General features: G+C 64.5%; 26 protein-coding genes. 15 read left to right on the top strand and 11 right to left on the bottom strand.

The genetic code is table 11. The annotated features are described in order from the left end of the window. The 5 genes from QY049_RS25380 to QY049_RS25360 form a co-directional block, all read left to right on the top strand. Nucleotides 1-579, top strand: a 579-nt coding sequence (locus QY049_RS25380) for a response regulator (protein WP_301270084.1), incomplete at its 5' end; no start/stop codon positions are given. Between the two features lie 24 nt (nucleotides 580-603). Then, a complete protein-coding gene (locus tag QY049_RS25375) occupies nucleotides 604-1074 on the top strand; it encodes a chemotaxis protein CheW (protein ID WP_194477609.1) in 471 nt (156 codons plus the stop codon). Between the two features lie 73 nt (nucleotides 1075-1147). After that, on the top strand, nucleotides 1148-1513 hold the full coding sequence (locus QY049_RS25370) for a PleD family two-component system response regulator (protein ID WP_007600538.1): 366 nt from the start codon (nucleotides 1148-1150) through the stop codon (nucleotides 1511-1513). 75 nt (nucleotides 1514-1588) lie between these two features. Further along, nucleotides 1589-2785 (top strand): chemotaxis response regulator protein-glutamate methylesterase, encoded by a 1197-nt coding sequence (locus QY049_RS25365; RefSeq protein WP_301270083.1) that lies wholly within the window; start codon nucleotides 1589-1591, stop codon nucleotides 2783-2785. After that, a complete protein-coding gene (locus QY049_RS25360) occupies nucleotides 2782-3654 on the top strand; it encodes a protein-glutamate O-methyltransferase CheR (protein ID WP_258765368.1) in 873 nt (290 codons plus the stop codon). The genes QY049_RS25365 and QY049_RS25360 overlap by 4 nt, the downstream gene beginning before the upstream one ends. Before the next feature lies 1 nt (nucleotide 3655). Here QY049_RS25360 and QY049_RS25355 read toward each other — a convergent pair whose 3' ends face one another. From QY049_RS25355 to QY049_RS25340, 4 genes are all read right to left on the bottom strand, one after another. Then, the gene (locus tag QY049_RS25355; protein WP_258765369.1) at nucleotides 3656-4816 is read right to left on the bottom strand and encodes a glutathionylspermidine synthase family protein; all 1161 of its coding nucleotides are present in this window, start codon (nucleotides 4814-4816) and stop codon (nucleotides 3656-3658) included. Nucleotides 4817-4819: 3 nt separating this feature from the next. After that, nucleotides 4820-5056: a hypothetical protein gene (locus QY049_RS25350; RefSeq protein WP_258765370.1), complete on the bottom strand. Its 237-nt coding sequence runs from the start codon at nucleotides 5054-5056 to the stop codon at nucleotides 4820-4822. A gap of 62 nt (nucleotides 5057-5118) precedes the next feature. Beyond that, nucleotides 5119-5523, bottom strand: coding sequence for a hypothetical protein (locus QY049_RS25345; protein WP_258765371.1), 405 nt, complete (start codon nucleotides 5521-5523; stop codon nucleotides 5119-5121). Between the two features lies 1 nt (nucleotide 5524). Beyond that, entirely contained in the window at nucleotides 5525-5929 is a 405-nt protein-coding gene (locus QY049_RS25340; protein WP_128953712.1) for a DUF350 domain-containing protein, read from the bottom strand. A 273-nt stretch (nucleotides 5930-6202) separates the two neighbouring features. Between QY049_RS25340 and QY049_RS25335 the strand changes: the two genes are divergently transcribed. Continuing rightward, nucleotides 6203-8020: a CHAT domain-containing protein gene (locus QY049_RS25335; RefSeq protein WP_194477604.1), complete on the top strand. Its 1818-nt coding sequence runs from the start codon at nucleotides 6203-6205 to the stop codon at nucleotides 8018-8020. A 76-nt stretch (nucleotides 8021-8096) separates the two neighbouring features. Next, the gene (locus QY049_RS25330; protein ID WP_258765372.1) at nucleotides 8097-9680 is read left to right on the top strand and encodes a hypothetical protein; all 1584 of its coding nucleotides are present in this window, start codon (nucleotides 8097-8099) and stop codon (nucleotides 9678-9680) included. Nucleotides 9681-9773: 93 nt separating this feature from the next. Here the strand turns inward: QY049_RS25330 and ctrA are convergent, their stop codons facing one another. Next, nucleotides 9774-10475, bottom strand: coding sequence for a response regulator transcription factor CtrA (gene ctrA / locus QY049_RS25325; protein WP_016848562.1), 702 nt, complete (start codon nucleotides 10473-10475; stop codon nucleotides 9774-9776). Nucleotides 10476-10909: 434 nt separating this feature from the next. Between ctrA and fliI the strand changes: the two genes are divergently transcribed. The 6 genes from fliI (at nucleotide 10910) to QY049_RS25295 (ending at nucleotide 17236) form a co-directional block, all read left to right on the top strand. After that, the gene (gene fliI, locus QY049_RS25320; RefSeq protein ID WP_194477602.1) at nucleotides 10910-12235 is read left to right on the top strand and encodes a flagellar protein export ATPase FliI; all 1326 of its coding nucleotides are present in this window, start codon (nucleotides 10910-10912) and stop codon (nucleotides 12233-12235) included. A 121-nt stretch (nucleotides 12236-12356) separates the two neighbouring features. Further along, nucleotides 12357-12776, top strand: coding sequence for a flagellar export protein FliJ (gene fliJ, locus QY049_RS25315; RefSeq protein WP_092302166.1), 420 nt, complete (start codon nucleotides 12357-12359; stop codon nucleotides 12774-12776). A 309-nt stretch (nucleotides 12777-13085) separates the two neighbouring features. Then, nucleotides 13086-13631: a sigma-70 family RNA polymerase sigma factor gene (locus tag QY049_RS25310; RefSeq protein ID WP_194477601.1), complete on the top strand. Its 546-nt coding sequence runs from the start codon at nucleotides 13086-13088 to the stop codon at nucleotides 13629-13631. Nucleotides 13632-13713: 82 nt separating this feature from the next. Continuing rightward, a complete protein-coding gene (locus tag QY049_RS25305; protein WP_258765373.1) occupies nucleotides 13714-14766 on the top strand; it encodes an anti-sigma factor in 1053 nt (350 codons plus the stop codon). Nucleotides 14767-14933: 167 nt separating this feature from the next. Further along, nucleotides 14934-15893, top strand: a complete 960-nt coding sequence (locus tag QY049_RS25300) for an AraC family transcriptional regulator (protein WP_258765374.1) — start codon at nucleotides 14934-14936, stop codon at nucleotides 15891-15893. A gap of 116 nt (nucleotides 15894-16009) precedes the next feature. Next, the gene (locus QY049_RS25295; RefSeq protein WP_258765375.1) at nucleotides 16010-17236 is read left to right on the top strand and encodes an NAD(P)/FAD-dependent oxidoreductase; all 1227 of its coding nucleotides are present in this window, start codon (nucleotides 16010-16012) and stop codon (nucleotides 17234-17236) included. Nucleotides 17237-17601: 365 nt separating this feature from the next. On the opposite strand, the gene QY049_RS25290 is transcribed toward QY049_RS25295, so the two are convergent. After that, nucleotides 17602-17919, bottom strand: a complete 318-nt coding sequence (locus QY049_RS25290; RefSeq protein ID WP_258765376.1) for a DUF3303 domain-containing protein — start codon at nucleotides 17917-17919, stop codon at nucleotides 17602-17604. Between the two features lie 411 nt (nucleotides 17920-18330). Between QY049_RS25290 and QY049_RS25285 the strand changes: the two genes are divergently transcribed. Together QY049_RS25285 and QY049_RS25280 are read left to right on the top strand one after the other, a co-directional pair. Beyond that, nucleotides 18331-18723: a hypothetical protein gene (locus QY049_RS25285; RefSeq protein ID WP_194477596.1), complete on the top strand. Its 393-nt coding sequence runs from the start codon at nucleotides 18331-18333 to the stop codon at nucleotides 18721-18723. Nucleotides 18724-18820: 97 nt separating this feature from the next. Then, nucleotides 18821-19036 carry a hypothetical protein gene (locus tag QY049_RS25280; RefSeq protein WP_258765377.1) on the top strand — a complete coding sequence of 72 codons (216 nt, stop codon included), beginning with the start codon at nucleotides 18821-18823 and terminating at the stop codon, nucleotides 19034-19036. 934 nt (nucleotides 19037-19970) lie between these two features. Here the strand turns inward: QY049_RS25280 and QY049_RS25275 are convergent. From QY049_RS25275 to QY049_RS25255, 5 genes are all read right to left on the bottom strand, one after another. Next, nucleotides 19971-20171 (bottom strand): hypothetical protein, encoded by a 201-nt coding sequence (locus QY049_RS25275; protein ID WP_194477594.1) that lies wholly within the window; start codon nucleotides 20169-20171, stop codon nucleotides 19971-19973. Between the two features lie 294 nt (nucleotides 20172-20465). Beyond that, nucleotides 20466-22607: a flagellar biosynthesis protein FlhA gene (flhA, locus tag QY049_RS25270; RefSeq protein ID WP_194477593.1), complete on the bottom strand. Its 2142-nt coding sequence runs from the start codon at nucleotides 22605-22607 to the stop codon at nucleotides 20466-20468. A 316-nt stretch (nucleotides 22608-22923) separates the two neighbouring features. Then, nucleotides 22924-23223: a copper-binding protein gene (locus QY049_RS25265; protein ID WP_194477592.1), complete on the bottom strand. Its 300-nt coding sequence runs from the start codon at nucleotides 23221-23223 to the stop codon at nucleotides 22924-22926. A gap of 16 nt (nucleotides 23224-23239) precedes the next feature. Next, nucleotides 23240-23695 carry a cupredoxin family protein gene (locus QY049_RS25260; protein ID WP_258765378.1) on the bottom strand — a complete coding sequence of 152 codons (456 nt, stop codon included), beginning with the start codon at nucleotides 23693-23695 and terminating at the stop codon, nucleotides 23240-23242. 32 nt (nucleotides 23696-23727) lie between these two features. Continuing rightward, the gene (locus tag QY049_RS25255; protein ID WP_301270082.1) at nucleotides 23728-25059 is read right to left on the bottom strand and encodes a copper oxidase; all 1332 of its coding nucleotides are present in this window, start codon (nucleotides 25057-25059) and stop codon (nucleotides 23728-23730) included. Nucleotides 25060-25064: the final 5 nt, after the last annotated feature.

The raw sequence follows: 25064 nt of genomic DNA, 5'->3' as shown, positions 1-25064 counted from the left end.
GACGAGATCATCGACATCGTCGAGGAGCGCCTCAACATCGAGGTCGGCGGCTCGGCTAGCGGCATCCTGGGCTCGGCCGTGATCAAGGGCCAGGCGACCGAGGTGATCGACGTCGGCCACTTCCTGCCGATGGCGTTCGCCGACTGGTTCACCCGCAAGGAGATGAAGCCGTCGATGCACTCGCAGTCGGTGCTGCTGGTCGACGACAGCGCGTTCTTCCGCAACATGCTGGCGCCCGTCCTCAAGGCCGCCGGCTACCGCGTCCGCACTGCGCCGACCGCGCAGGAGGGCCTGGCTGCCTTGCGCGCGCAGAACTTCGACGTGGTCCTGACCGACATCGAGATGCCCGACATGAACGGGTTCGAGTTCGCCGAGACCATTCGTTCCGACAGCAATCTGGGCGCGATGCCGATCATCGGCCTGTCCGCGTTGGTGTCGCCGGCGGCGATCGAGCGCGGCCGTCAGGCCGGCTTCCACGACTATGTCGCCAAGTTCGACCGTCCCGGTCTGATCGCGGCGCTGAAGGAGCAGACCGCGGGCGCCGCCGGCGCCTCCGAGCTGAGCCGGGCGGCGGCGTAAGGACCGGGATCAGGAGAGATTGCAATGAGCAAGAAGACCCAGTCCACCGAAGGCGCCATGGTCGAATACGTCACCGCGATGATCGGCGGCCAGCTGTTCGGCCTGCCGATCTCCCGCGTCCAGGACGTGTTCATGCCCGAGCGCGTCACCCGCGTTCCCTTGTCCTCGCGCGAGATATCGGGCGTCTTGAACCTGCGCGGCCGCATCGTCACCGTGGTCGACATGCGCGCCCGTCTCGGCCTGCCCAGGGACGAGGACGGCAAGACGCCGATGGCGGTTGGCGTCGACCTGCGCGGCGAATCCTATGGCCTCCTGATCGACCAGATCGGCGAGGTGCTGCGCCTGCCCGAGGACAGCAAGGAAGAGAACCCGGTCAACCTCGACCCCCGCATGGCCAAGCTCGCCGGAGGCGTCCACCGTCTCGACGGCCAGCTCATGGTCGTCCTCGACGTCGATCGCGTCCTCGAGCTCGCGCCCGAGATGATGGCGGCCTGATACGGCGGCATTGCCGCCGACGGCCAAGCAATTGGAAGTGTCCCCGCAAAGGGGACAGGAAGCAGAGGTTCACATGCGCACTTGTCTCGTCGTTGATGATTCCAGCGTCATCCGCAAGGTCGCGCGCCGGATCCTGGAGGGGCTCGACTTCCAGATTCTGGAAGCCGAGGACGGTGAGAAGGCCCTGGAAGCCTGCAAGCGCGGACTGCCCGACGCCGTGCTGCTCGACTGGAACATGCCGGTCATGGACGGGTACGAGTTTCTCGGTCATCTCCGCCGCATGCCCGGCGGCGACCAGCCCAAGGTGGTGTTCTGCACCACAGAGAACGACGTCGCGCACATCGCGCGTGCGCTGCATGCCGGCGCCAACGAATACATCATGAAGCCTTTCGACAAGGACATCGTGACGGCGAAATTCCAGGAAGTCGGCTTGATCTGAGCGAACCCCCGGAGGCTGGACGGCTCCTTCGGCGTTTGTTTTCAACTAAACCGTTTCAGTCTGAGTTGGTGAGTAATGAGTGTGGCGTTCGCAGGTAATTCGACCATGAGCCCGTCGCGTGAGGCCGGGCCGCTGCGGGTGATGATCGTCGACGATTCCGTCGTCATACGCGGTCTGATCTCGCGCTGGATCGGAGCCGAGCACGACATGGAGGTCGCGGCGTCGCTGCGCACCGGGCTCGATGCGGTCAACCAGCTCGAACGCATCAACCCCGATGTCGCCGTGCTCGACATCGAGATGCCCGAGCTCGACGGCATCTCGGCGCTGCCGCAGCTCCTGGCGAAGAAGCGCGATCTCGTCGTCATCATGGCTTCGACGCTCACCCGCCGCAACGCGGAGGTCAGCTTCAAGGCGCTGTCGCTCGGCGCGGCCGACTACATTCCGAAACCGGAATCGACGCGTGAGACCTCCGCCGCCGATATCTTCCACCACGATCTGATCCAGAAGATCCGCCACCTCGGTGCGCGGCTGCGCCGGAAGCCGGCAGTGGCCAGTCCGCTGCTGGCGCCCGCGAGCCCCGCTGCGCCCATTGCGCGTGCACCTGCCGTGGTGCGGCCCATAGCGCCCGCACCGGCCGTGCATGCCCCGTCGTCGGGCTCGCTCTCCACGCGTCCGTTCTCGACCCAGGCGCCGAAGGTGCTGCTGATCGGCTCCTCCACCGGTGGCCCGCAGGCGCTGATGACGCTCGTCACCGAGCTGGGCCCCGTCATCGACCGCTTCCCGGTGCTGATCACCCAGCACATGCCGCCGACCTTCACCACCATTCTCGCCGAGCATCTGGCGCGTTCGAGCCGCCGTCCGGCAGCCGAGGCTGTCGATGGCGAGCCCGTGAAACCGGGTCGCATCTATCTCGCGCCGGGCGGCAAGCACATGCGCGTCGTGCGCAGCGGCGCGGAGGCCGCGATCGCGCTCGACGACGGTCCGGCCGTCAATTTCTGCAAACCTGCGGTCGATCCGCTCTTCACCTCCGCCATCGACATCTGGCACGGCAACATCCTGTCCGTGATCCTGACGGGCATGGGCTCGGACGGCATGCGCGGCGGCAAGGACATCGTCGCCGCCGGCGGCAGCGTGATCGCGCAGGATGAGGCCTCCAGCGTGGTGTGGGGCATGCCGGGTGCGGCGGCCAACGCCGGCATCTGCGCGGCGATCCTGCCGCTCAACCAGATCGGCGCGAAGGTCAACCGCCTGTTCGCGGGAGACCGTTCGTGACGCCGGCGGACTACGACTATCTGCGCAAGTTCCTGAAAGAACGTTCCGGTCTCGATCTCTCGCCCGACAAGCAATACCTGGTCGAGAGCCGATTGCTGCCGCTGGCGCGCAAGGCGAGTCTATCAGGCATCTCCGATCTCGTTCTCAAGATCCGGAACGGCGACGGCCGGCTTGCGACCGACGTGGTCGAAGCCATGACCACCAACGAGACCTTCTTCTTCCGCGACAAGATCCCGTTCGATCATCTGCGCGACGGCATCATGCCCGGCCTGATCCAGGCCCGCGCCGCGCGCAAGAGCTTACGGATCTGGTCGGCGGCGTCGTCGACGGGGCAGGAGCCCTACTCGATCGCGATGTGCCTGAAGGAGATGGGGGCTGCACTCGGCGGCTGGCGTATCGAAATCGTCGCCACCGATCTGTCGCAGGAAGTGCTGGAGAAATCGAAGGCCGGCGCCTACAGCCAGTTCGAAGTGCAGCGCGGCCTTCCGATCCAGTTGCTGATGAAATACTTCACCCAGGCGAGCGATGTCTGGCAGCTCAATGCCGATGTCCGCGCGATGGTGCAGTTCCGCCAGCTCAACCTGTTGCAGGACTTCTCCCATCTCGGCACGTTCGACGTGATCTTCTGCCGCAACGTGCTGATCTATTTCGATCAGGACACCAAGGCCATGATCTTCGAGCGCATGGCGAAGGGCCTGGAAGCCGACGGCACGCTGCTGCTGGGCGCTGCCGAATCCGTCGTCGGCATCACCGACGCGTTCCGCCCGATGTCCGATCGCCGCGGTCTCTATCAGCTCAACCCCGCGCGCTCGGGCCGACCAATGGGCGGATTGATGCCGCAGCCGCTGAAGGTCGCTGCGGCGCGGTGATCTACAAAATCGCGTGCGGCAGAAACCGCGAGCTGTTGCCCGTGATCGGGCTCTCGTCCTCGCGGATCGAAAGCCCGCACGGTTCGTGGTTCACCAGCCAGCTCCCCACCACCGGATAGACGCCGGAAAAATTCGGCAGCGGTGAGAGCGCCTGGCGCACGAAGCCTTCGGCGCCGTAAGGGCCGGCGTGCTCGTCGAGTGACATTCCGCCCGATACCAGCGTGACATTGGCGCCTTCGCGCGACAGCAAGGGCTTGCGGACGTAGGAGCTGCCAAGCTCGGCGGCGCGCGGGTCGTCCTCGAAGAAGGCCGGCAGCAGATTGGGGTGCTTTGGAAACATCTCCCACAGCAGCGGCAGGATGCCCTTGTTGGAGAGCACCGCCTTCCACGGCGGCTCGATCCAGCGCGTCGGTGCACCCTTGAGCTTGGCGCCGAAGGCGTCGTGGAACATCCACTCCCAGGGGTAGAGCTTAAACACCAGCTCCATGTCGTTGTTATCGAGATCGACGAAGCCGCCGGTCTCGTCGCGCCAGCCGATCTCCTCGATGTCGAGCAGCGTGGTCGAGAGACCCGCCTGGCGCGCGGTGTCTTCGAGATAGGCGAGCGTACCGGCGTCTTCCTCGTTGCCGGTGGTGCCGGTGAGGTGCAGGTGCTTGTTTGCGGCAATATCCTTCCATGCCGCGATCAGGCGCTCGTGGATCGAGTTGAACTGGTCGGCGCGTGCGGGGATGATGCGGCGCTCGATGGCCTGTTCGAGCCAGGTCCATTGAAACACGGCAGCCTCGAAGATCGAGGTCGGCGTGTCAGCATTGTATTCGAGCAGCTTTGCGGGGCCCGCGCCGTCGAATTTGAGATCGAGCCGGCCGTAGAGGCTGCGGTCGTCGCGCTCCCAGCTCTCGGAGATCAGATCCCAGAACGCTTCCGGAATCTTGAGCCGCCGCAAATGGCGCTCGTCGCCGATCACGTGCCCGGCGAGTTCCAGGCACATCGCGTCGATCTCGCCGGTCGGCGTCTCGATGCCGCGCTCGATCTCGTCGAGCGTGAATGCGTAATAGGCGCGCTCGTCCCAATAGCGCTCGCCGTCGATGGTGTGGAAGGCGAAGCCGCATTGCTCGGCGGTTTGTTGCCAGTCGTCGCGCTCGGGACAGGTAATGCGCTGCATGTGTCAGCCGCCGCCGTGTCCGCCATGACCATGACCGTGCCCGCCATGGCCTTGCATGCGATGCAGCGTGCCGCCGAATCCGCCATAGCGCGGCCGGCAATACGGCTGGCCGTCGATGCCGGGCACGGCTTCCAGCCCGGAGCCGCAGGGACGATCCCGCCTGGTGAATCCCATCGAGGCCGCGCTGACCGCGGCGCTTCCCATCAGCGTAAGCATGACCCTTCGCGAACGTTTCATCATGTGTCCTTCCGCGCGCTTTTAAAGCAGACCGGCGCGCGGCGTTGAATTCAAAGCCGCGCGCGTCAGCTGCCGCCCGAAAAGGCGTGTGCAAACGAGCCGAAGCCGCCACGAGTGACGCCGCCGGAGCCTGCTTCGGACGATCCACCCGACGAGGAATAACTTGAGGAGTCGCTGCTGTAGAAGCTCGATCGCGACGACCAGTGCGAACTGCCTGATGAGCTGCGGCTGCTGCTGCTGCAGTTGGTGGTCGCCGGTGCCGGCGTCGTTGCGCCGGGAGGCGTCGTCCCGGCAGGCGCGGGATCGCAAGCCTGCCGCGGCATCAGCATGAAGGCGGTGCTGCCCACCGCGATGGTGCCCATCACCAGCAGCGCGACATGGCCCGAGCGCTTCACCGGTTCGCGCGGGGCCGGCGGCACAGGGGCGGGCCTGCGCTTGCCGAAATCCTTGGTGGGAGGCTTGGCGGCCATATCAGTAGATCATGCAGGCGGCGTTCAGCAGGCCGGCTGCGAGCGAGGACAGGCCGAGCCAGATGGCGGGCGCGAGCTCGCCGGCGGCGATCCGCCCCGACAGGTTCGGCACCGGGATTTTCACGATATAGAAAACCGCGACCTGCACGATCAGGGCGATGAAGGCCCAGACCAGGCAGTCCAGCACATTGGCGGAATGTGCGATCGCGCTGAACAGCGGCGCCACGAAGCCGAGCAGGCTGAGGCCAAGCGCGATCGCTGCGGCAGGATCGTTGTCCCGGATCAGCTGGAACTCGTTGTGCGGCGTGATCCGCGTGTAGACCAGCAGATATGCCACTATCGCGATCAGCCCGGTGCAGAAATAGACCAGGAAGGCGGGCAGGCCGGCGAGCGATTGCAGGATCATGAGGAGGTCCAACTTTGGCGCCCGCGAATTCTGGCACGATCGCTTAGTCGCCGCAGCGGGCCGACAGGTTCGATCCCCAGAAACAAGCCCGCTCTGCGACTTACCCGCGCACCGCACAATTTTTCGGGCCGGATGAGACATGCTTCACAAATGCGTCTCGAGGTTGTGTGTGATAAACTGAGCCATTGTTCTACGGCCGCCCTCATTTCGATCGGCCGCGCTCATTCGAGGGATGCTTCGTCCAGATCAAGACATTGTTGAGTGAGGCTCAAAATGCCTGTTGCCGAATACGAAGATTTCGAGCTCGAGATCGGCTCCGATCTGCCGGCGGGCGGCGGTCCTCAGCAATATTACGGCCGGGTCGTCAGGTCGCCGGCCGGCGAGGCGCCGAAGAGCCAGGTGAAGTTCTGGTTCTCGGCGCCCGGTGAACTGGCGAAGCTGCGCGGCGAGCTGGAAAATGCCGTGCTCGAGATCGACGAGAAGAACCGCCAGGGCCCGACCACGCGCGGCGAGCAGGTGCTGCGCGATTTCGGCCGCGGTGTGTTTCGCAGCGTCTTCACCGACGTGCCCTCGATCCAGCGGATCTATGAGCGCAGCAAGGGCGCGGCGCAGGATCTGAGGATCAAGCTGCGCATCGAGTCGGCCGATCTCGCCGGACTGCCCTGGGAATATCTCTACGACGAAGACGACATGCCGGGCTTCGTCAGCCTCACGCGCCCCATCGTGCGCTATCTCGAGACGGCCGGCGGCGTCAGCCGGATGGGCGTCAAGGGACCGCTGCGCATCCTCGGCATGATCTCCGATCCCTCGACCAGCGAATGGCCGAAGCTCAACGTCGTCAAGGAGCGCGACCGCATCAACAAGGGCATCGATGCGCTCCAGCACGAAGGCAAGGTCGATTTCCAGTGGGTCCCCGGCGGCACCGGCAAAGACCTGATGAAGAAGCTCCTGGAAGGCGACTGGCACATCTTCCACTTCATCGGGCATGGCGGCGTCGAGGAAGCCTCGCCCGGCGCCGGCGCGAGCGGCTTCGTCGTCATGGTCGACGAGGATGGCAAGCCGGTGAAGAAGTTCGCAACCGACCTCGCGATGATGCTGACGGGAGCAAAGCGCAGCCTGCGCCTGATCGTGCTCAATTGCTGCGAGAGCGCCAGGATCAACGTCGGCGACCGCTTCGGCAATCCGGCGATCGGGCTGATGAAGACGGGATGGCTGCCCGCCGTGGTGGCGATGCAGTTTCCGATCACCGACAACGCCGCGATCTCGATGTCGGAGGGATTTTACGCGGCGCTCGCCGGCAACAGGCCGATCGACGACGCGGTGACGCTCGCGCGCAAATTCATCCAGGAGAAGTCGCGCGTCGAGTGGGGAATTCCCGTCCTCTACATGCGCTCGCCGGACGGCCGGATCTTCGACGTCGAAGCGCCGCAGCCGCCGGTCGCTCCACCCGAGGCGGCGCGCCCCTCGAAGGAGATGCTGCAACAGCGCCGCGATGACTTCATGGAGGCGCTGCTGATTGCCCCGACGACGGTCGAGGCGCTGGAGGATTTGACCCGGCGCGGGCAGGAGTTGCACGGCCTCCTGGCCGACGATGCCGAACTGTCGACCCGGCTCGCAAAGGTCTATTTCGATCTCGGCACGCTTCAACACAAGCAGAAGCAGATCCCGAAGGCCGCCGCGAGCTTCGCCTACATGCTCAAGCTCGATCCGGCCAAGCCGGAGTATTTCGTGCGAAGGGCCAATTTCAACGTGACGGTCGGTCTCTACGAGAACGCGCTGAGCGACATCACCGAGGCGATCAAGCTCAAGCCGAAGAACGCGGAGTTCTACTGGATCAAGGGCATCGTCAGCATGACGGCCGCCGGCACCGACGACAAGCGCGGCTATGTCGAGGAGGCGATCAAGGCCTTCGGCACGGCGATCGCGACCAACGAGAACGAGCCGAAATATCTGGTGTCGCGGGCCAATGCCTACGCCCAGATCAAGGACGTGGTGAAGGCCCAGAACGATATGGACAGCGCGATTGCGCTGGCCCCGGACAATATCGATCTCCTGGTCCAGAAGGCCAAGATGGTTGCCCAGGCTGCGTGACGCTTCACGCCGGTCGCCGGATGCCGCTTTGTCCGGTGCGCCTTTCAACAGCGAACCCTAGCAATAGGAGTTCATCGTGTCGCTTGCTCAAGTCGTAGAACCACTGAATGCGATCTTCGAATCGTTCGGCGGACCGCTTCTGGTCGTGCTGTTCTACTGGTTCAGGTTTCACACGCTGAAAGGCACCCGCTCGTTCACGACGCGGCCGCTGTTTCTGTTCGGCCTCGCCGTCTTCACCACGCCGTTCCTGCTGGTCTACGCCGTTCTTCCCGGCAAGCTGTCACCGCTCGCCGCGGTCTGGCTGCTGATGTTCGCCTGGCTGATTCCCGTCGCGCCGAAGGTGTGGCGGAAATTCTGTCAGGAGCTGGCCGGCATTCCCGTCAGCGCGTTCGCCCTGCGCGACGCGCTGGCTGCAGCTCCGTTCCAGGTCGGTCCGGACGACATGCCGAGCCTTCAGCGCAAGCTGTCCAGGGTCGGCTACCAGGTCGACGATTTCCGCGCCACGCAATCGACCGCGATCCAGTCGCGCTTCCTCAAGATCTCGGCGCTGATGCTCCATTTCGAGCGCTGGGCCGCCGATCATGATGCCTTCATGGAGCGCAATTCCGATCTCTATGCGGAGCTGCTCGCGGTCTACGATTCGCTCTGCTTCCGCACCGTCCGCGTGCTCAAGAGCAGCGCCGAGATCTACGGTGCGATCATGGAGGACAGCCATGTCGAGCCTGACGACTGGCAGGCGCTCGACAAGCTCTCGACCCGCCACACCGTGGTCAGCCAGCTTCAACTCGCGGCCCAGACCGCGGCCGGATGCATGCTGGAGGATCTGCGCAAGGACATGGATTCCCTGCTCAACAATCTGCTGCTGTTCGCAGCGCGCGCCGCGCTCGCCGGCGAATGGACGCTCGGGCGCAGCAGGCAGAGGCTCGGGGCGATCGGCTTCACGCTGGAGCCGGCTCCGCCCGGCATCGCGAAATTTGTCGCGGTCGCGGCGGGCTTCGGCTTCGTCTGGTGCCTCGCATGGCTGCTCGGCTCAGGCAAGATCGTCCACATGCCCGGAGACCAATATGTCGGCATGATGCGGACGTTGCTGATGACGCCCCTGTACCTGATCGTGAACTTCTGGCTGGTCTATTATTTCAAGCGGCAATACGCGTTCGCGAACGAGACCATTTTCGGCCGGCTGCCGATCGGCTTCATCCTGACGGTCGGCCTCTGGAGTGCCCTGATCCTTCTCCCCGTCCAGGCGGCGTTCGACTTCTACCAGTTCCCGCAGAAGCCCTATCTCGACGTGGTCCTGCACGAATTGCCGCTCCTGATCTTTCCCTGGGGAATCGCGGCGATGGCAGCGCTCCTGGTGCAGGACTCGACCTGGGGCAGGCGGTCGCGGAAGACGCGGCGGATGCGCGATGGCCTCGTCTTCGGTGGCGGCATGACGGTGCTGCTGTGGGTGCTGCTGGCTATCCACCAGGTCAGCCCGATGCCTGTGATGGAGGTCGTCGACAACGTCTCCGGCTGGACGTTCTTCTGGTCCTTCGTGCTGCCGACCTTCGCGTTCGGATTCATCATCGGCTACGCGTTGATCGCCTGGCTGCGCGAGGCGGCATCGCGCGTTCCGGTCAGGAACGCGGTTATGGCCAGCCCAATGCTCGCGGGCGCCTGACCACGCCCCAAAAAAACAAAACCCCGCCATTTGCGGCGGGGTCCAGGCTGGGAGGAGCGAGCCCGACAAAGGCTCGCGGCGTAAACCCAGGGATCAGGCGGGGATGCGCTCGTCGGCCTCGTGCGGCTCGCGCAGCACGTAGCCGCGGCCCCACACGGTCTCGATGAAGTTGCGTCCCTCGGATGCGTTGGCGAGCTTCTTGCGGAGCTTGCAGATGAAGACGTCGATGATCTTCAGCTCGGGCTCGTCCATGCCGCCATAGAGGTGGTTGAGGAACATTTCCTTGGTGAGGGTCGTACCCTTGCGGAGCGAGAGCAGCTCCAGCATCTGGTACTCCTTGCCGGTCAGGTGCACGCGCTGGCCGCCGACTTCGACCGTCTTGGTGTCGAGGTTGACGACGAGGTCGCCGGTCTGGATGACCGACTGGGCGTGACCCTTGGAGCGGCGCACGATCGCGTGGATGCGGGCGACCAGCTCGTCCTTGTGGAAGGGTTTGGTCATGTAGTCGTCGGCGCCGACGCCGAGACCCTTGACCTTGTCCTCGATGCCGGCGAGGCCGGAGAGGATCAGGATCGGTGTCTTGATCTTGGAAACCCGAAGCTGCTTGAGCACGTCGTAGCCCGACATGTCCGGCAGGTTGAGGTCGAGAAGGATAATGTCGTAATCGTATAATTTACCGAGATCGACGCCTTCTTCCCCCAAATCGGTCGTGTAGACGTTGAAGCTCTCAGACTTCAGCATCAGCTCGATCGACTGCGCGACGGCGCTGTCATCTTCAATCAGCAAAACGCGCATGCCAGTTCCCCATAGTCGCCGCTCCTGGGCGTCAGGTCGGCCGCATTCGCGGCACTCAACAAAACGCCTTTGAACAACTGATTCGGATCCTGACAACAGATGGTTAACAAATCCTGATTCTGGAACGCAAGTCCCCCCGGTGCAATTTTTGTCGAATCGCCCTAAGGTCTTGCGCGCGAAGCAGCTTTCGTTATCCGGCTCCGTTCAAGTTCCACTTTAAGAGACGGGCCTAACCGACTCCCGCGACTCAGCCTTCTTCTGAAGGGGAGTCACGCTCAGTCACAAAGACAGTGACGTAATGATTAATGATGCGGGTAAACACGAAGTTAAGCGGCGTTCAGAAATATGGCGAAATTTAAGGGTTTCGCCGCGGACGCCCGGATATCGAAGGCGGTCCACCTTAATGAAGCCCCTCTCATGAAGGCGCTCTCTTGATGAAAGCCCTTGCCGAACAGATCGGCGATATCGACGGCGTCAATATCTACGGCCGTGTCGTCGGCGTTCGCGGCCTGATGGTCGAGGTGGCCGGCCCGATCCATGCGATGTCGGTCGGCGCGCGGCTCGTGATCGAGACCGGCGCCAACCGGTCGATCCCCTGCGAGGTGATCGGCTTCTCCGGCAACAACGCCGTCGTGATGCCGTTCGCCGGCCTCGACGGCGTGCGTCGCGGCTGCAAGGCCGTCATCGCCAACGCTGCCAATCTGGTACGTCCGTCGGCCGCCTGGCTCGGCCGCGTCGTCAATGCGCTGGGCGAGCCGATCGACGGCAAGGGGCCGTTGCCGCAAGGCGCTTCGCCGATGCCGTATCGCAATTCGCCGCCGCCGGCGCATTCGCGCAAGCGCGTGGGCGCGCCGCTCGATCTCGGCGTGCGCGCGATGAACACCTTTCTCACCTGCTGCCGCGGCCAGCGCATGGGCATCTTCGCCGGCTCCGGCGTCGGCAAATCGGTGCTGCTGTCGATGCTGGCGCGCAACGTCGATGCCGCCGTCAGCGTCATCGGCCTGATCGGCGAACGCGGCCGCGAGGTGCAGGAATTCCTGCAGGACGATCTCGGCGAGGAGGGGCTGGCGCGCTCCGTCGTGGTGGTCGCGACCTCCGACGAGCCGGCCTTGATGAGGCGGCAGGCCGCGTATCTCACGCTCGCGGTCGCCGAATATTTTCGCGACGAGGGCCAGGACGTGCTCTGCCTGATGGATTCGGTGACGCGCTTCGCCATGGCCCAGCGCGAGATCGGCCTGTCCGCCGGCGAGCCGCCGACCGCCAAGGGCTACACGCCGACCGTCTTCACCGAGCTGCCGAAGCTGCTGGAGCGCGCCGGCCCGGGCCTCGGCGAGGGCGCCATCACCGCGATCTTCACGGTGCTGGTCGACGGCGACGATCACAACGAGCCGATCGCTGACGCCGTCCGCGGCATCCTCGACGGCCATATCGTGATGCAGCGCTCGATCGCCGAGCGCGGCCGCTACCCCGCCATCAACATTCTCAAATCCGTCTCCCGCACCATGCCGAAATCGGCCGACCCGCAGTTCTGGCCGACCATCCAGAAAGCACGGGCGGTAATGGCGACCTACGCCGACATGGAGGAGTTGATCCGGCTGGGGGCCTATCGGGCCGGCTCCAGCCCCGAGGTCGACGAGGCGATCCGCCTGCACGAGCCGCTGGAGGCGTTCCTGCGCCAGCGCAAGGACGAAAATGCATCACTTGCGGACGGCTACCGCCAGTTGGCGCAAATCCTCGGGAATTTGGAAACGGAACGCTAACTTTGTCCCGTCATCATCCGATCCCACAGAGTAGTAGAGCCGGTCTTGGCCTCAACGGGGCCTGTGGGGAGACCGGTGCCGTCCCACGTGCAGCCAAGGGACTTCTGGGGAGTACGAGTCGATGAAGTCACGTGATACCCTCATCCGCCTGAAGAAGTTTCAGGTCGACGAGAAGCGCCGCCGGGTCGCCCAGATCGAGTCGATGATCGCCGACTTCCAGCGGATGTCGGTGGATCTTGAACGCGAGATCCAGACCGAGCAGGACCGCGCCGGGATCAACGATCCCTCGCATTTCGCCTATCCGACCTATGCCAAGGCCGCCATCCAGCGCCGCGAGAACCTGACCCGCTCGGCCGACGAGCTGAAGGGCCAGCTCGAGGAAGCCAAGGCCGCGCTCGGCGAGGCCTTCGAGGAGCTGAAGAAGGTCGAGCTCCTGGACGAGCGCGACCAGGCCCGCGAGCGCGCCGAGGAAAATGCTCGCGAGCAGGCCGATCTCGACAGCATCGGCTTGATGCGTTCCCGGATCGGCGCCGTCGCGTAAGCGGCCGCCGGCGACAAAACCCTTGCGAATTTGCGAGCCCGGACCCGCAAGGTCCGGGTTTTTGCGTGCGCTGTCCACAGCGTGGCACCCCGCCTCTTGGTGACGGGCTAGGCCGCGCGCTATGGTAGCGGGAATGAATGCTGTGCCAGCGACGGCGGTGTCCACCTCTCCCTTGGGAGCGGTCGGCGCGGAGCGCCGGGTGAGGGGTTGCGGTCTCCCGTCAGCTCTCCGATTTGCTGCGCAAATCGACCTCTCTCCGTCGGGGAGAGGTTAGAGGGATGCGACTGGGCCGCGCGTTGGGGGGGCTGAATGCTGACGCCAGCAGAGCTGGTCGGGCTGATTGAGGCGGTGGCGAAGCGCGATCAGGCCGCGTTCGAGCGCCTCTACGCCGCCACGCGCGCGAAACTCTACGGCGTCGTCCTGCGTATCTTGCGCCGACAGGATCTCGCGGAGGAGGTCATTCAGGAGACCTACGTCAAGATCTGGAACAGCGCCGGCCAGTTCAATCCGACGCTGTCATCGCCGATCACGTGGATGGCGTCGATCGCGCGCAACCGCGCCATCGATGTCGTGCGCAAGAAGACCGAAGCCTCGCTCGAGGAGGAACCGCAGGCGATGGAGGTCGCCGCCGACAGTCCCGATCCCCTGGCGCGCCGGGAGATGTCCGAGGAATTGAAGCGGCTTCTGGAATGTATCGGCCGGCTCGAGCCGGACCGTCAGCGGCTCGTGCTTCTCGCCTACTACAACGGCTGGAGCCGCGAGCAATTGGCGGAGAAATTCGCAGCGCCCGTCAACACGGTGAAGACGTGGCTCCGGCGCAGCATGCTGGATATCCGGGAGTGCCTCGGGCTTTAGAGGATGATGAGAGTGGCACGAGCCAGAGCGGCAACGGCAGTTCACCTCTCCCCGTCGGGGAGAGGTGAAGGAAATTGAATTGATGGCCTACAGCGAGGACCATATCGCGCTTGCCGCGGAATATGCGCTCGGCACGCTCGATGCCGACGAGCGCGCGCAGGTCGCGACCATGATGGCGGTGGACGAGGAGTTCGCCGCAATCGTGCAGGCCTGGCAATTCCGGCTCGGTGCCCTCAACCAGATGGTCGGCACGATCGAGCCGCGGCCGATCGTGTGGGAGAACATCAAGCGCGAGATCGCGCAGGCCGTAGCGCAAGGCACGCCCGAGGTGCCGCCGGCGCTGTCGGATACGCTGCCGCCGTCACTGCCGGAGCTCTCTTCAGCGGAGCCTTCATCTCCAGAGCCGCCATCGCAGGAAGCTCCCTCGCTGGACGTGCAGCCGCCGGCGCCGTCCCAATCCGACTCCGATGTCATTCCTGAGATCGCCCCGCAATTCATTCCGCAGACCCATGCGCCAGATCCGAGCGTGACGCCCGCGACGCAGGTGCCTGTCGTCGACGACACCAACGTGATCTCCCTCGAGGGCCGCGTGAAGCGCTGGCGCACGATCGCCTCCGCCGTGGGTGCGCTCGCGGCCGCGCTGCTGGTGACGCTGTCGCTTCAGGTCTTCCTGCCCGATGCGCTGCCTGGCGCGCTGCGTCCCCCACCGCGCATCCAGACGGTCGAGGTGAAGACGCCGGCGGCGCCGCTGTCTTCGCCCGCGCAATATGTCGCGCTGTTGCAGGGGCAAAGCGGCGGTCCCGCCTTCATCCTCACCATCGATGGCGCGACCAAGAACTTCACGGTGCGCAAGGTCGGTGCGACGCCGGAGCCGGGCAAGAGTTTCGAGCTCTGGCTGATCTCCGACAAGCTGCCGCGACCGCGTTCGCTCGGCGTGATCGGCAGCAGTGATTTCACGGCGCGTCCTGTGCTCGCCGGTTACGATGCCGATGTCGTCAACGGCGCGACTTATGCCGTCACCGTCGAGCAGTCGGGTGGCTCGCCCAACGGCCAGCCGACCTCGGCACCGGTGTTCTCCGGCAAGCTGATCGAGACGGTGCCGCCGTCCCAGCCGCAGGTTCCGGCGAAGAAGTAGCCGCGACAGGCCTTTTCCTGTCGCCACGGTCCATTCTGTCGTCGCAATCCGACAAGTCCCTCCAAATCCTCATCCGCTTTGAACCTCCGTCCGTTCCGCGGCGTCAAATGCCCGGAATTTGCAGTCGGCACGGCCGATCATGGTGCCGGGAAGGGGCTAGAAATCAGATGGATGCAGCCAAGCCGCCGGGCATCTTTATCCACCAATATGCAGGCCTGCCGCACGGGCCGGCGTTCGAACATTGGCGCGACCGGGCCCTGGGGTCCTGCGGCCTCGAGATCGGGCCGAGCCATGGCGACAGCATCGATTGCAGGCTGCAGGTCAGCTTGGTCGACAACATCACGCTCGCCATTCCCGAAGGAGCCTCCGCGCAATATTCGCGCACGCAGAGCGGTCTTGGCGATGGCAGCGACGATCTCGTGCTGATCGCCGCGCATGCGGGCCTCGTCAACGTCAGGCAGAACGGCCATGCCGTCGAGCTTGCGCCGGCCCAGATGGTGCTGGCCGACATGAGCATCACCGGCAGCGTCGGTCACACCGACGAGAACCGCTTCACCACCATCCGCATGCCGCGCCGCGCGCTACTCGACATCAATCCGCGTGCCGAGGACAAGCTGTCGCAAGTTCTGTCGGACGGTGCGGTGGCCGAGACCATCTTTCGCTATCACGCGCTCGCCGCCCATCACGCGCCGCATCTCGACGCCGTCGGCCAGCGCCTCACCGCGCAGCACATGGTCGATCTCGTCGGCCTCCTGCTCGGCACCGATGCCGAGCACGCCGCGCTCGCGCGCGGTCGCGGCCATGCCGCGGCCCGTCTCGACCTCATGCGCGCCGATGTGATGGCGGCGCTCGGCCGTAACGATCTCTGCCTGTCCGAGGTCGCGACCCGCTCGGGCCTCAGCCCGCGCCAGGCGCAGCGGCTGTTCGAGCAGGCCGGTACCACCTTTACCGAATTCGTGCTCGAGCAACGCCTGCTGCAGGCGCGCAAACTGCTCGGCGACCCCCGCGCGCGAGCGCGCAAGATCAGCGACATCGCGCACTCCTCGGGCTTCTCGGATCTGTCCTATTTCAACCGTGCCTTCCGCAAGCGCTTCGGTGCGACGCCGTCCGAACTGCGCGAGGCCTGAGCCCGGATTTGCGCCGCGGCGCGCCGCGGCCGCATTTGGTCGATCCGGCTGAATGAGCTATATCTGTCGGCGCAAGGCAGATCGCCGGATTCCAGGGAATAGCGAAGTCAACGGACATGGCGCGTATCGTCGTGCTCGGTGCCGGATTTGCGGGCCTGTGGGCGGCCATCGGTGCCGCGCGCATGCGCGAGGCGATCGGTGAGGCCGGCCGCGACATCGAGATCCACCTCATCGACCGCAATCCCTACCACAATATCCGAGTTCGCAATTACGAGGTCGATCTCAGCGATGTCGCGCTGCCGCTCGCTCAACTGCTCGACCCTGTTGGAGTCACGCACGGTATCGGCGAGGTCGAGGCGATCGATCCGGCGCGGCGCCAGATCGCGCTGGTCACCAGCCGCGGCGAAGAGACGCTGAGCTACGACCGCCTCGTGCTTGCACTCGGCAGCGAGGTGATGCGTCCTGATATTCCAGGCCTCGCCGAACACGCATTCGACGTCGATACCTATGCCGCGGCGCGTCGACTGGAGGAGCATCTCACCTCGCTTGGCCACAGCGCACCGTCGCCGGGACGGTCGACAATCGTGGTGGTCGGTGCCGGCTTCACGGGCATCGAGGTTGCCGCCGAAATGCCCGATAGGCTCATGCGCGCCGGCATCACTGGCAGCCGCCGCATCATCCTGGTCGATCCTAATCGCGCGGTCGGCGCCACGATCGGCGACCGCGCGCGTCCCGTCATCGAGACGGCACTGTCCTCGCTCGAGGTCGAGACGCGGCTCGGCGTGCGCGTCGTGTCGGTCGAGGCATCGGGTGTTCGCTTGAGCTCGGGCGAGTTCATCGCGGCGCAGACGTTGATCTGGTGCGCCGGCATGCGTGCGAGCCGGCGGGCCGAAGATTTTCCGGGCGCACGCGATCGGCTCGGGCGCCTCCTGGTCGATCCGTTCATGCGGGTCGCGGATCTGCCCGGCGTCTTCGCCGCCGGCGATGTTGCGTCCAGCGTGGTCGATGGCCTGCATCCGACCGTGATGTCCTGCCAGTTCGCCCGACCCATGGGCCGATTCGCAGGCCATAATGTGGTGGCCGATCTCGTCGGCCGGCCGATGCTGCCGCTCAGGATCGACTGGTACGTCACCGTGCTCGATCTCGGCGATTGGGGGGCGCTCTACACGGAAGGCTGGGATCGCGAGGTGCGGACCACTGGTCAGGCCGCGAAGGCGACCAAGCAGACCATCAACTGCAAGCGCATCTATCCGCCGCTGAGTGGCAGGAAGGACGATCTGTTCGCTGCCGCAGCCCCGACGGTGCAGGCACCGCCGCCGACTTACGGAGCATCGCGTCGTTGAACTGCGCGGCGGACTTAGCGGCGCTGCAGCATCCCGGCCCCGCTACGTGGAGCGCCAGAATTGACCCTGCGCATGCAGCGGCGGCGGCTCGCTTGTCACGGGAGCTCTCTGATCGCTCGCAGCTTGAGCTTGAGAATGAGAGTGGCTAAGCTCGCTACCGGAGAACGGCGAAAATATTCTAGTCGTCCTCCGTTGGTATAACTTAAGTCCTTTGCGGCCCCGCCTTTCGGGTGCCTTCATGGCACGTTGGGTGCGACAGCATTCCTCCGTTCTTCCCAAAGGCTCCGAAGGCGGGTCCTTTTTTCGTTGATTGAAGAGCCGTCCTGGAGCCGGCGGCTCGGCTTCAGGTTCGAGCCAGATGTCTCTCAGGCCTTGGATGCCTTCCGGGCCCAGTCAACCGATCCCGTGGTCACAGGTATGACCTCTGCGACGTCGATCACGGGATGCACTTGTACGTCGTTCCAGAAAGTGAATTTCGAAACGAATGAAAGAATGACGGTTGGGTTGTTCGTCTCGACCAGGACGTAACCGGCATCACCGACCAGGTTCGAAACGAACGCGTGGACGTTGAGTCCATCCTCCGGCTTCCATTTGCTGAAGGCCGTAATGAGCCCTTCTGCCGTATTGAAGTTCTGCTCATGGCCGACACCATGCCGTATTTTGTAGTCGATCATGTACTTCATGATTTTTCTCCAATTGAATGATTTGCGCAATGGAGCACGCGTTGCCGGCGTTGCTCGGGTTCGATAACACCACAAACCCGTCGCTTCAGAAAGCTGGATTCCGACGCGGGTTTGGGGGCAGCGATGTTGCGGGACGACGCGCTTTCCGCGAAGTCCGTTCACGGTCCCTTGGCGGAAATCCCGGTGGCTGCGCGTGTGTCCGTCGTCGAGTAAAGAGAGGACCCTGCAGAGTCGGGTGCCATCGGCAGTTCGTGATCCGACGCAGACTCCCTGGTTTGGGCGACCGTTCGGGCCTGCGGATGAACCAGACAAGCATCCCCAACAACTAATCGTGAGACGGGGCGAGCCTGCGCACGACGCGAGCGTGCCGGCGGATTGGTCGACCCCGACGGAGCAGCAGGGACGAACCTCATGCCATACATCATCGGGCTGACTGCCGTGATCGGCATCGTGGTTCTGCAAATGACCGGTGCGATTCCGATGGATGCCGTCGGTGGCGGGCTGGTGATCGCGGCGGCTACGTTTGCCGCCGCACTGGCGATCGCCGTCCACGAGGCGTGGACGAAGAAGCGTGGTGTGCTCGGCTGGATCGTCAACATCGTCGTCTCGTTTGCCGGCGCCTTCCTTGCCGCGCAGTTCGGCGGGCCGCTCGTCGCCATCCCACTCCTGATGCTCGTGGGCGGGGGCGGCACGTCGCTGGCGGCCGCGGGAGAGGGCGTGATGTCCGTCGCGCTCGTCCTCATCATGGTCGTGACGCTCGCGGGATCGTCGGGCGCGCTGTGGCTCGTGAACCGGCGGCGATGAGTTTCTCTCGGTGACGTCAAGGCGGTTGGGAAAAAACGGCAAAAGAGAAGGAACGGTGAAACGTGGATCGGGTTGATCGAGCACGTGGAGCGCTTCGATGGACAGAACCTCGATCTATGATGAGTTGAGCCGTGTAGAACGCGACGTGGTTGCAGGAGAGCGCCAGCTTGCAGAACAGGAGCGGCTGGTTCTCGACTTGAAACGGGACGGTCAAAATACCGCAGGCGCTGAAAACGAACTGGAACGGCTGCGGAAATGCCAGCGCCTGCGCGATCAAGACCGCCAAAGGCTCCTGTCGCTCCTGCAGCCCTGACACGCGAACACACGGGAAGGGCTTCTTCTTTGCCAGGGCCGCTTCCGGGACAGGGTCTGCCCCTGGTCGGCCTCATCCACGAGCCCTTGCGTTGCCTGACCGGCAAAACACCCAGCCTTGGGGCAATCCACTTCGCCAAAAATATTCCACTTTACCGAAATTCGGAAATGGCGTATGTGTCGCGGCAACCCGGCCCTTGGAAGAGGGGCGTATCGCGATCGTCACGACGCGGGCCGGGCCGTGGTGGGCGTGGGTCTCATCGGCGCGAAGGGTTTTGCAGGGCGGGCAACCGTGAGCAAGACCATCGCGCACACGACCGGTGTGATCCGCGTACGGCAAAATCGTTTGGTCCTGGCGCCCGGAGCCTGTGCGCCAAGCCTTGCGGTGATGTGCGATGTCCAACCGGGCGCGCACATCAGCCATCTGCAGGGCGACGGGGGCAATAGTGCATCGCTCCCCGGGGAGATCGCGACATAAGCCGTCAAACCACTGCGCAGGGAAGGCCGGATGTTTGGCTTCACCTGTATGCCGCTGTGCAGCCTCCTGTAGCGCAACCTTCGCACAGTGGACCGCGGGTGCCAGGTCAGCACCCGGTCTTCCCTGCACCCTCTTTCATTTGAGGGTGAGGCGACAACGCAAAGCTCGGGCGGATAAAGCCGCGAGGATGATTATCCATGTCGAACGTTGAAATAGGTCTCTTGCCCCGGACGCGGGGCAGCGACGCAAGAGCGTTGCAGCGCATCCGCGACACCAGAGGAGCGATTGGCGAGTTTGATGCGTGCGCGCTCGCGAGGGATCCCCAGACATGAGAAAGCGCCCGTGGGGGGCGGGCGCTTTCTGTAGTCGACTTGGGGTTGGGGTCGTCTACATATCCACGTGGCGACTTTGGGGGGCTGGTAAAGAGCCGCGTGAATTCCTGAAACTCAAAATCTCCTTATCGAACGAGCGATGCGTCCGAACTTGTGATCGCAACCGGCTTGCCGGCCTTGATGACGCGGGCGGTCTGGGTGAGGCCGTCGTCCGAACCCGTGCGGGCCGTAATGCCGAAGCCAGCAACCGCGATCCCTGCGACGAGGGCCACGACCACAATCTTCAAATGGGTCGAGCGATCTGCGCTGTAGATCGAGTGGTTCATGGAAGCCTCCTGCCGCCACCTACCCGAAGTAGTCGCCAGCCTGTTCAGGCAGGTTCATGCTTCCGGTGCCCAACAACCTAGTATTGGGCGGATTCGTTCCCAAGGGGCTATCACAAGAGCGTGATTGGACGTGAAAGATCGCGATCAAGAGCGAGGCTGGATCGTTCAATTCTATAATTATTTCAATATCGTAATGTGCCAGTCGGGCGCCTTGTCAGCCTTTGGTCGACAGGGCGCCTGGAACTCAAAAACCATTTGCCTGTGGCCGAAAAACATACGGCTTCTTAAGGCAAATCAGATGCTTCCGACCGTTTTCAGCCTGGCCCGGGGATGGATTTCGGCCTGAGACAACACGGTCGTCTGGGCGCGGAATCGTTCGACCAGGGACCGGACGAAGGGACGAATTGCCGCAGAGGTCACCAGCACCGGCGCCTCGCCTTCGCGGGCGGCGCGCTCGAAGGCCTCGCGGACGGCGGTCATGAACTCCGACAGTTTCGAAGGCTGCATCGCCAGGCTCCGCTCCTCGCCCTGGCCGATGATGGATTCGGCAAAGGCCTGCTCCCAGCGCGCCGACAACGCGATCAGCGGCAGATAGCCGGCATAGGAGGTGTTTTGCGCACAGATCTGCCGGGCCAGCCGCGCGCGAACGTGCTCGACCATCGTGGCCGGGTTGCGCGAGAAGGCGAGCGAGTCGGCGATGCCTTCGAGGATGGTCGAGAGATCGCGGATCGAGATGCGCTCGGCCAACAGCAACTGGAGCACGCGCTGGATGCCGGAGACCGTGACCTGTCCGGGCACGATGTCCTTGACCAGCTCGCTCTGCTCCTTCGGCAGCTCCTTGAGCAGCTTCTGCACCTCGCCATAGGAGAGCAGGTCCGACATGTTGGCCTTGAGCAGCTCGGTGAGGTGGGTCGAGAGCACGGTTGCGGCGTCGACGACGGTGTAGCCCTTGAGCGACGCCTCCTCCTTGAGGCTGGCATCGACCCAGGTCGCGGGCAGGCCGAAGGTCGGTTCGGTGGTGTGGATACCGGGCACCTGCACCTGGCTGCCGCCGGGGTCCATGACCATGAACTGGTTCGGCCAGATCTTGCCGGTGCCGGCGTCGACCTCCTTGATCTTGATGATGTAGGTGTTGGCCTCGAGCTGGACGTTGTCGAGAATGCGCACCGCCGGCATCACGAAGCCCATCTCGATCGCCAGCGAGCGGCGCAGCGCCTTGATCTGCTCGGTGAGGCGGTCGGTGCCGTCGGGGCCGTTGACGAGCGGCAGCAGCGCATAGCCGAGCTCGATCTTGAGGTCGTCGATCTTCAGCGCTGCCGAGATCGGCTCCTCCGCGGCCGCGGCGCCCGGCGCGCCGGGCTGACCGCCAGCGGGCGTGGCCTTGGCGGCTTCCTCGGCCTTGACGGCAGTACGCTTGTGCTTGCGGGCCTGCCAGGCCAGCGCGCCGGCGCCGGCGCCGAGTGCGAGGAAGGGAATGGTCGGAATACCCGGGAGCGCCGCCAGCACCAGCATGACCGCCGAGGACATTGCGAGGGCCTGCGGATAGCCGGAGAACTGCTTCATCAGCGCCTTGTCGGCGGCGCCGGAGACGCCGGCCTTGGAGACGAGCAGGCCGGCCGCGGTCGAGACGATCAGCGCCGGCACCTGGGTGACGAGGCCGTCGCCGACCGTCAGCAGCGTGTAGCTGCGGCCGGCATCCGCAAAGGACAGGCCCTGCTGCGCGACGCCGATGATCATGCCGCCGACGACGTTGATGAAGACGATCAGCAGGCCCGCGATGGCGTCGCCCCGGACGAATTTGGAGGCACCGTCCATGGCGCCGAAGAAGCCGCTCTCGTCCTCCAGCGCCTTGCGGCGCTCCTTGGCGACCTTCTCGTCGATCAGGCCGGCCGAGAGGTCGGCGTCGATCGCCATCTGCTTGCCGGGCATGGCGTCGAGGTGGAAGCGGGCGGCGACTTCGGCGATACGGCCCGAACCCTTGGTGATGACGACGAAATTGACGATGATCAGGATGGCGAAGACGATGATGCCGATGACGAAATTACCGCCCATCACGAAGCTGCCGAACGCCTCGATGACGTGACCGGCCGCATCCGTGCCCTCGTGCCCGTGCGACAGGATCAGGCGGGTCGAGGCCATGTTGAGCGACAGCCGCAGCATGGTCGATATCAGCAGGATGGTCGGGAAGGCGGAGAATTCCAGCGGCGCCTGGATGAACAGCGAGGTCATCAGGATCAGGATCGAGAGCGTGATCGAGATTGCCAGGAACAGGTCGAGCACGATCGCGGGCAGCGGCAGGATCAGCACCACCAGGATGGTGAGGATGCCGAGCGCCAGCGCGATGTCGCCACGCTTGAGGATTGTGACGATTTCGGAGAGCGAGGGGATCCCCGGCTTGGCTGCGCCTACGCCCTGTCCCGCGGTGACGTCGACCATTGTAGCTGTCCCCCCGCGCGACTGCCGTCCGCGCGCCCCAAACGCCTGCGCGGCGGCCGATGGGCCGCCGTTCCGAAAGTGAGGCACCGCACTGGCGTCCACGGGAGCTCCCGTTCTACGCGGCTGACGACACTCGACTTCACCCGGCAATTCTTGCCGGGTGTATGGTTAGCAAAGGGTTAACGGAGGGGTGTTTGCAGGGGGCGATTTGGGCTGTGGTTCCGGGGCGGGCTCGCAGAGCCGAGCCCGGAACCTCGAGATTCCGGGCTCGATGCTTCGCATCGCCCCGGAATGACCGCTGAGGAGAAGGCCGACCCTATTTCGCCTTCTGCATCTTGGTGACGGTATACCCCGACGGAGCCTCCTCGGCCTCGAACGTCACCTTGTCGCCAACCTTAACCTGCTTGAGCATGGCGGGGTCCTTGACGCGGTAGACCATGGTCATGGGTTCGTCCATGCCGAGGCTCTTGGCCGGGCCATGCTTGAGGGTGATCTTGCCGGCGCCCTCGTCGATCTTCTTGACCTCGCCGCTGATGGAGGCGCCTTGCGCGAGCGCGCTCACGGTCAAGCCCAGCGTCAGCGCGAGCGCCGCGGCGATGCGGATGATCGGCTTCATATGTGTCTCCACTTGCTCATTTCACGGTGACGTGGCCGACCATGCCGTAGTCGCGATGGTCGGGGATCAGGCAGGAGAATTCGAACGTGCCGGCCTTGCTGAACTTCCAGACGATCTCGGCCGTCTTGTTCGGCGCCAGCCGCACCCCGTTCGGATCGTCGTGCTCCATATGCGGGTGCTTCTTCATCACCTCGGCATGCGCGAGATTCTCCTTCGTGGTGGCGAGCAGGAATTCGTGGTCCTCCTTGCCGACGTTGTGCAGCACGAAGCGGATCTGCTCGCCGCGCTTCACCTTGATGTTCGATGGCTCGTAGGACATCTCGCTCATTGCGATCTCGACGATGCGCGCGGGCTTGCCGGGATCGCCGGGCTCGCCCGCCGAGAAACCGTGATGGCCGTGACCCTCGTGCGCGAGCGCGGGTGCCGTCGAGAGCGCTGCAAGCGCAAGCGCGAGTTTGATCGTCGTCTTCATTGTGTTCTCCGGTTGGTGCTTCATCGAAACGCTCACATCTTCATCCTGCGCGCCGGCGTGCCCGGTTGCCGCGCCGGCTCCGCCGACGGCGAGGCGACCTCATAGGCGACGGTGCCTTGCGGGAATTGGTAGGGGCCGGGATCGCGATAATCGCCGCGCGCGAGGTTTTCGCGAATCTTCATCACCGTGAACATGCCGCCCATCTCGATCGGGCCGAACTGGCCCGCGCCCGACATCATCGGCAGCGTGTTGTCGGGGGCAGGCATCTCCATGTTGCCCATCGCCATGCCTGATTGCCCCATCACCATGGCGTCCGGCGCGAGCTTGCCAACGGCCTTGGCGAGATCCTTGCGCGAGACGCCGATCATGTTGCGCATGTCGTGCCCCATCGCATTCATGGTGTGATGCGATTTGTGGCAGTGAAACGCCCAGTCGCCGGGATTGTCGGCGAGCACGTCGAACACGCGCACCGCGCCGACGGGCACGTCGGTGGTCGTCTCCGGGTACTGCGCGCTCTCGGGAATCCAGCCGCCGTCCGTGCAGGTCACGGCAAAGCTGTGACCGTGCAGATGGATCGGATGGTTGGTCATGCTGAGATTGCCGATGCGCACGCGCACTTTGTCGCCGAGCCGCACCGGCAGCGGGTCGATGCCGGGAAACACCCGTGCATTCCAGGTCCACATGTTGAAATCGGTCATCTCGTTGACGCGCGGCAAATACGTGCCGGGATCGACGCGATAGGTGCTCATCACGAAGACGAAGTCGCGGTCGACGGGCCGGAAGCTTTGATCGCGCGGGTGCACGACGACCATGCCCATCATGCCCATCGCCATCTGCACCATCTCGTCGGAGTGCGGGTGGTACATGAAGGTCCCGCTCTTCTTCATCTCGAACTCGTAGACGAAGGTCTTGCCGGGCTGGATGTGCGGCTGGGTCAAGCCGCCGACGCCGTCCATGCCGCTCGGGACGATCATGCCGTGCCAGTGCACGGTGGTGTATTCGGGCAATCTGTTGGTGACGAAGATGCGGACCTTGTCGCCTTCGACGGCCTCGATGGTCGGTCCCGGCGATTGGCCGTTATAGCCCCAGAGATTGACCTTCATGCCCTCGGCGAATTCGCGCACCACGGGTTCGGCGACGAGATGAAATTCCTTCCAGTCGCCGTTCATGCGGAACGGCAGTGTCCAGCCGTTCAAGGTAACGACGGGGCGATAGTCCGGACCGCTGGCGGGATGCAATGGCGGCTGCATCACGGCCTTGTCCATATGGACGGCTTCCGGAAGCGCTGCCGCCTGGACGCGGCCGCTGACGGCTGACGCGCTGGCAAGTGCGGCCGTGCCCAAAAATCCTCGGCGGGAAAACATGCTGG

The sequence above is a fragment of the Bradyrhizobium sp. WYCCWR 13022 genome (genome assembly GCF_030435535.1).
In the GTDB taxonomy this organism is placed as follows: Bacteria; Pseudomonadota; Alphaproteobacteria; order Rhizobiales; family Xanthobacteraceae; genus Bradyrhizobium.
This window is presented reverse-complemented; position numbering and strand designations above follow the sequence as displayed.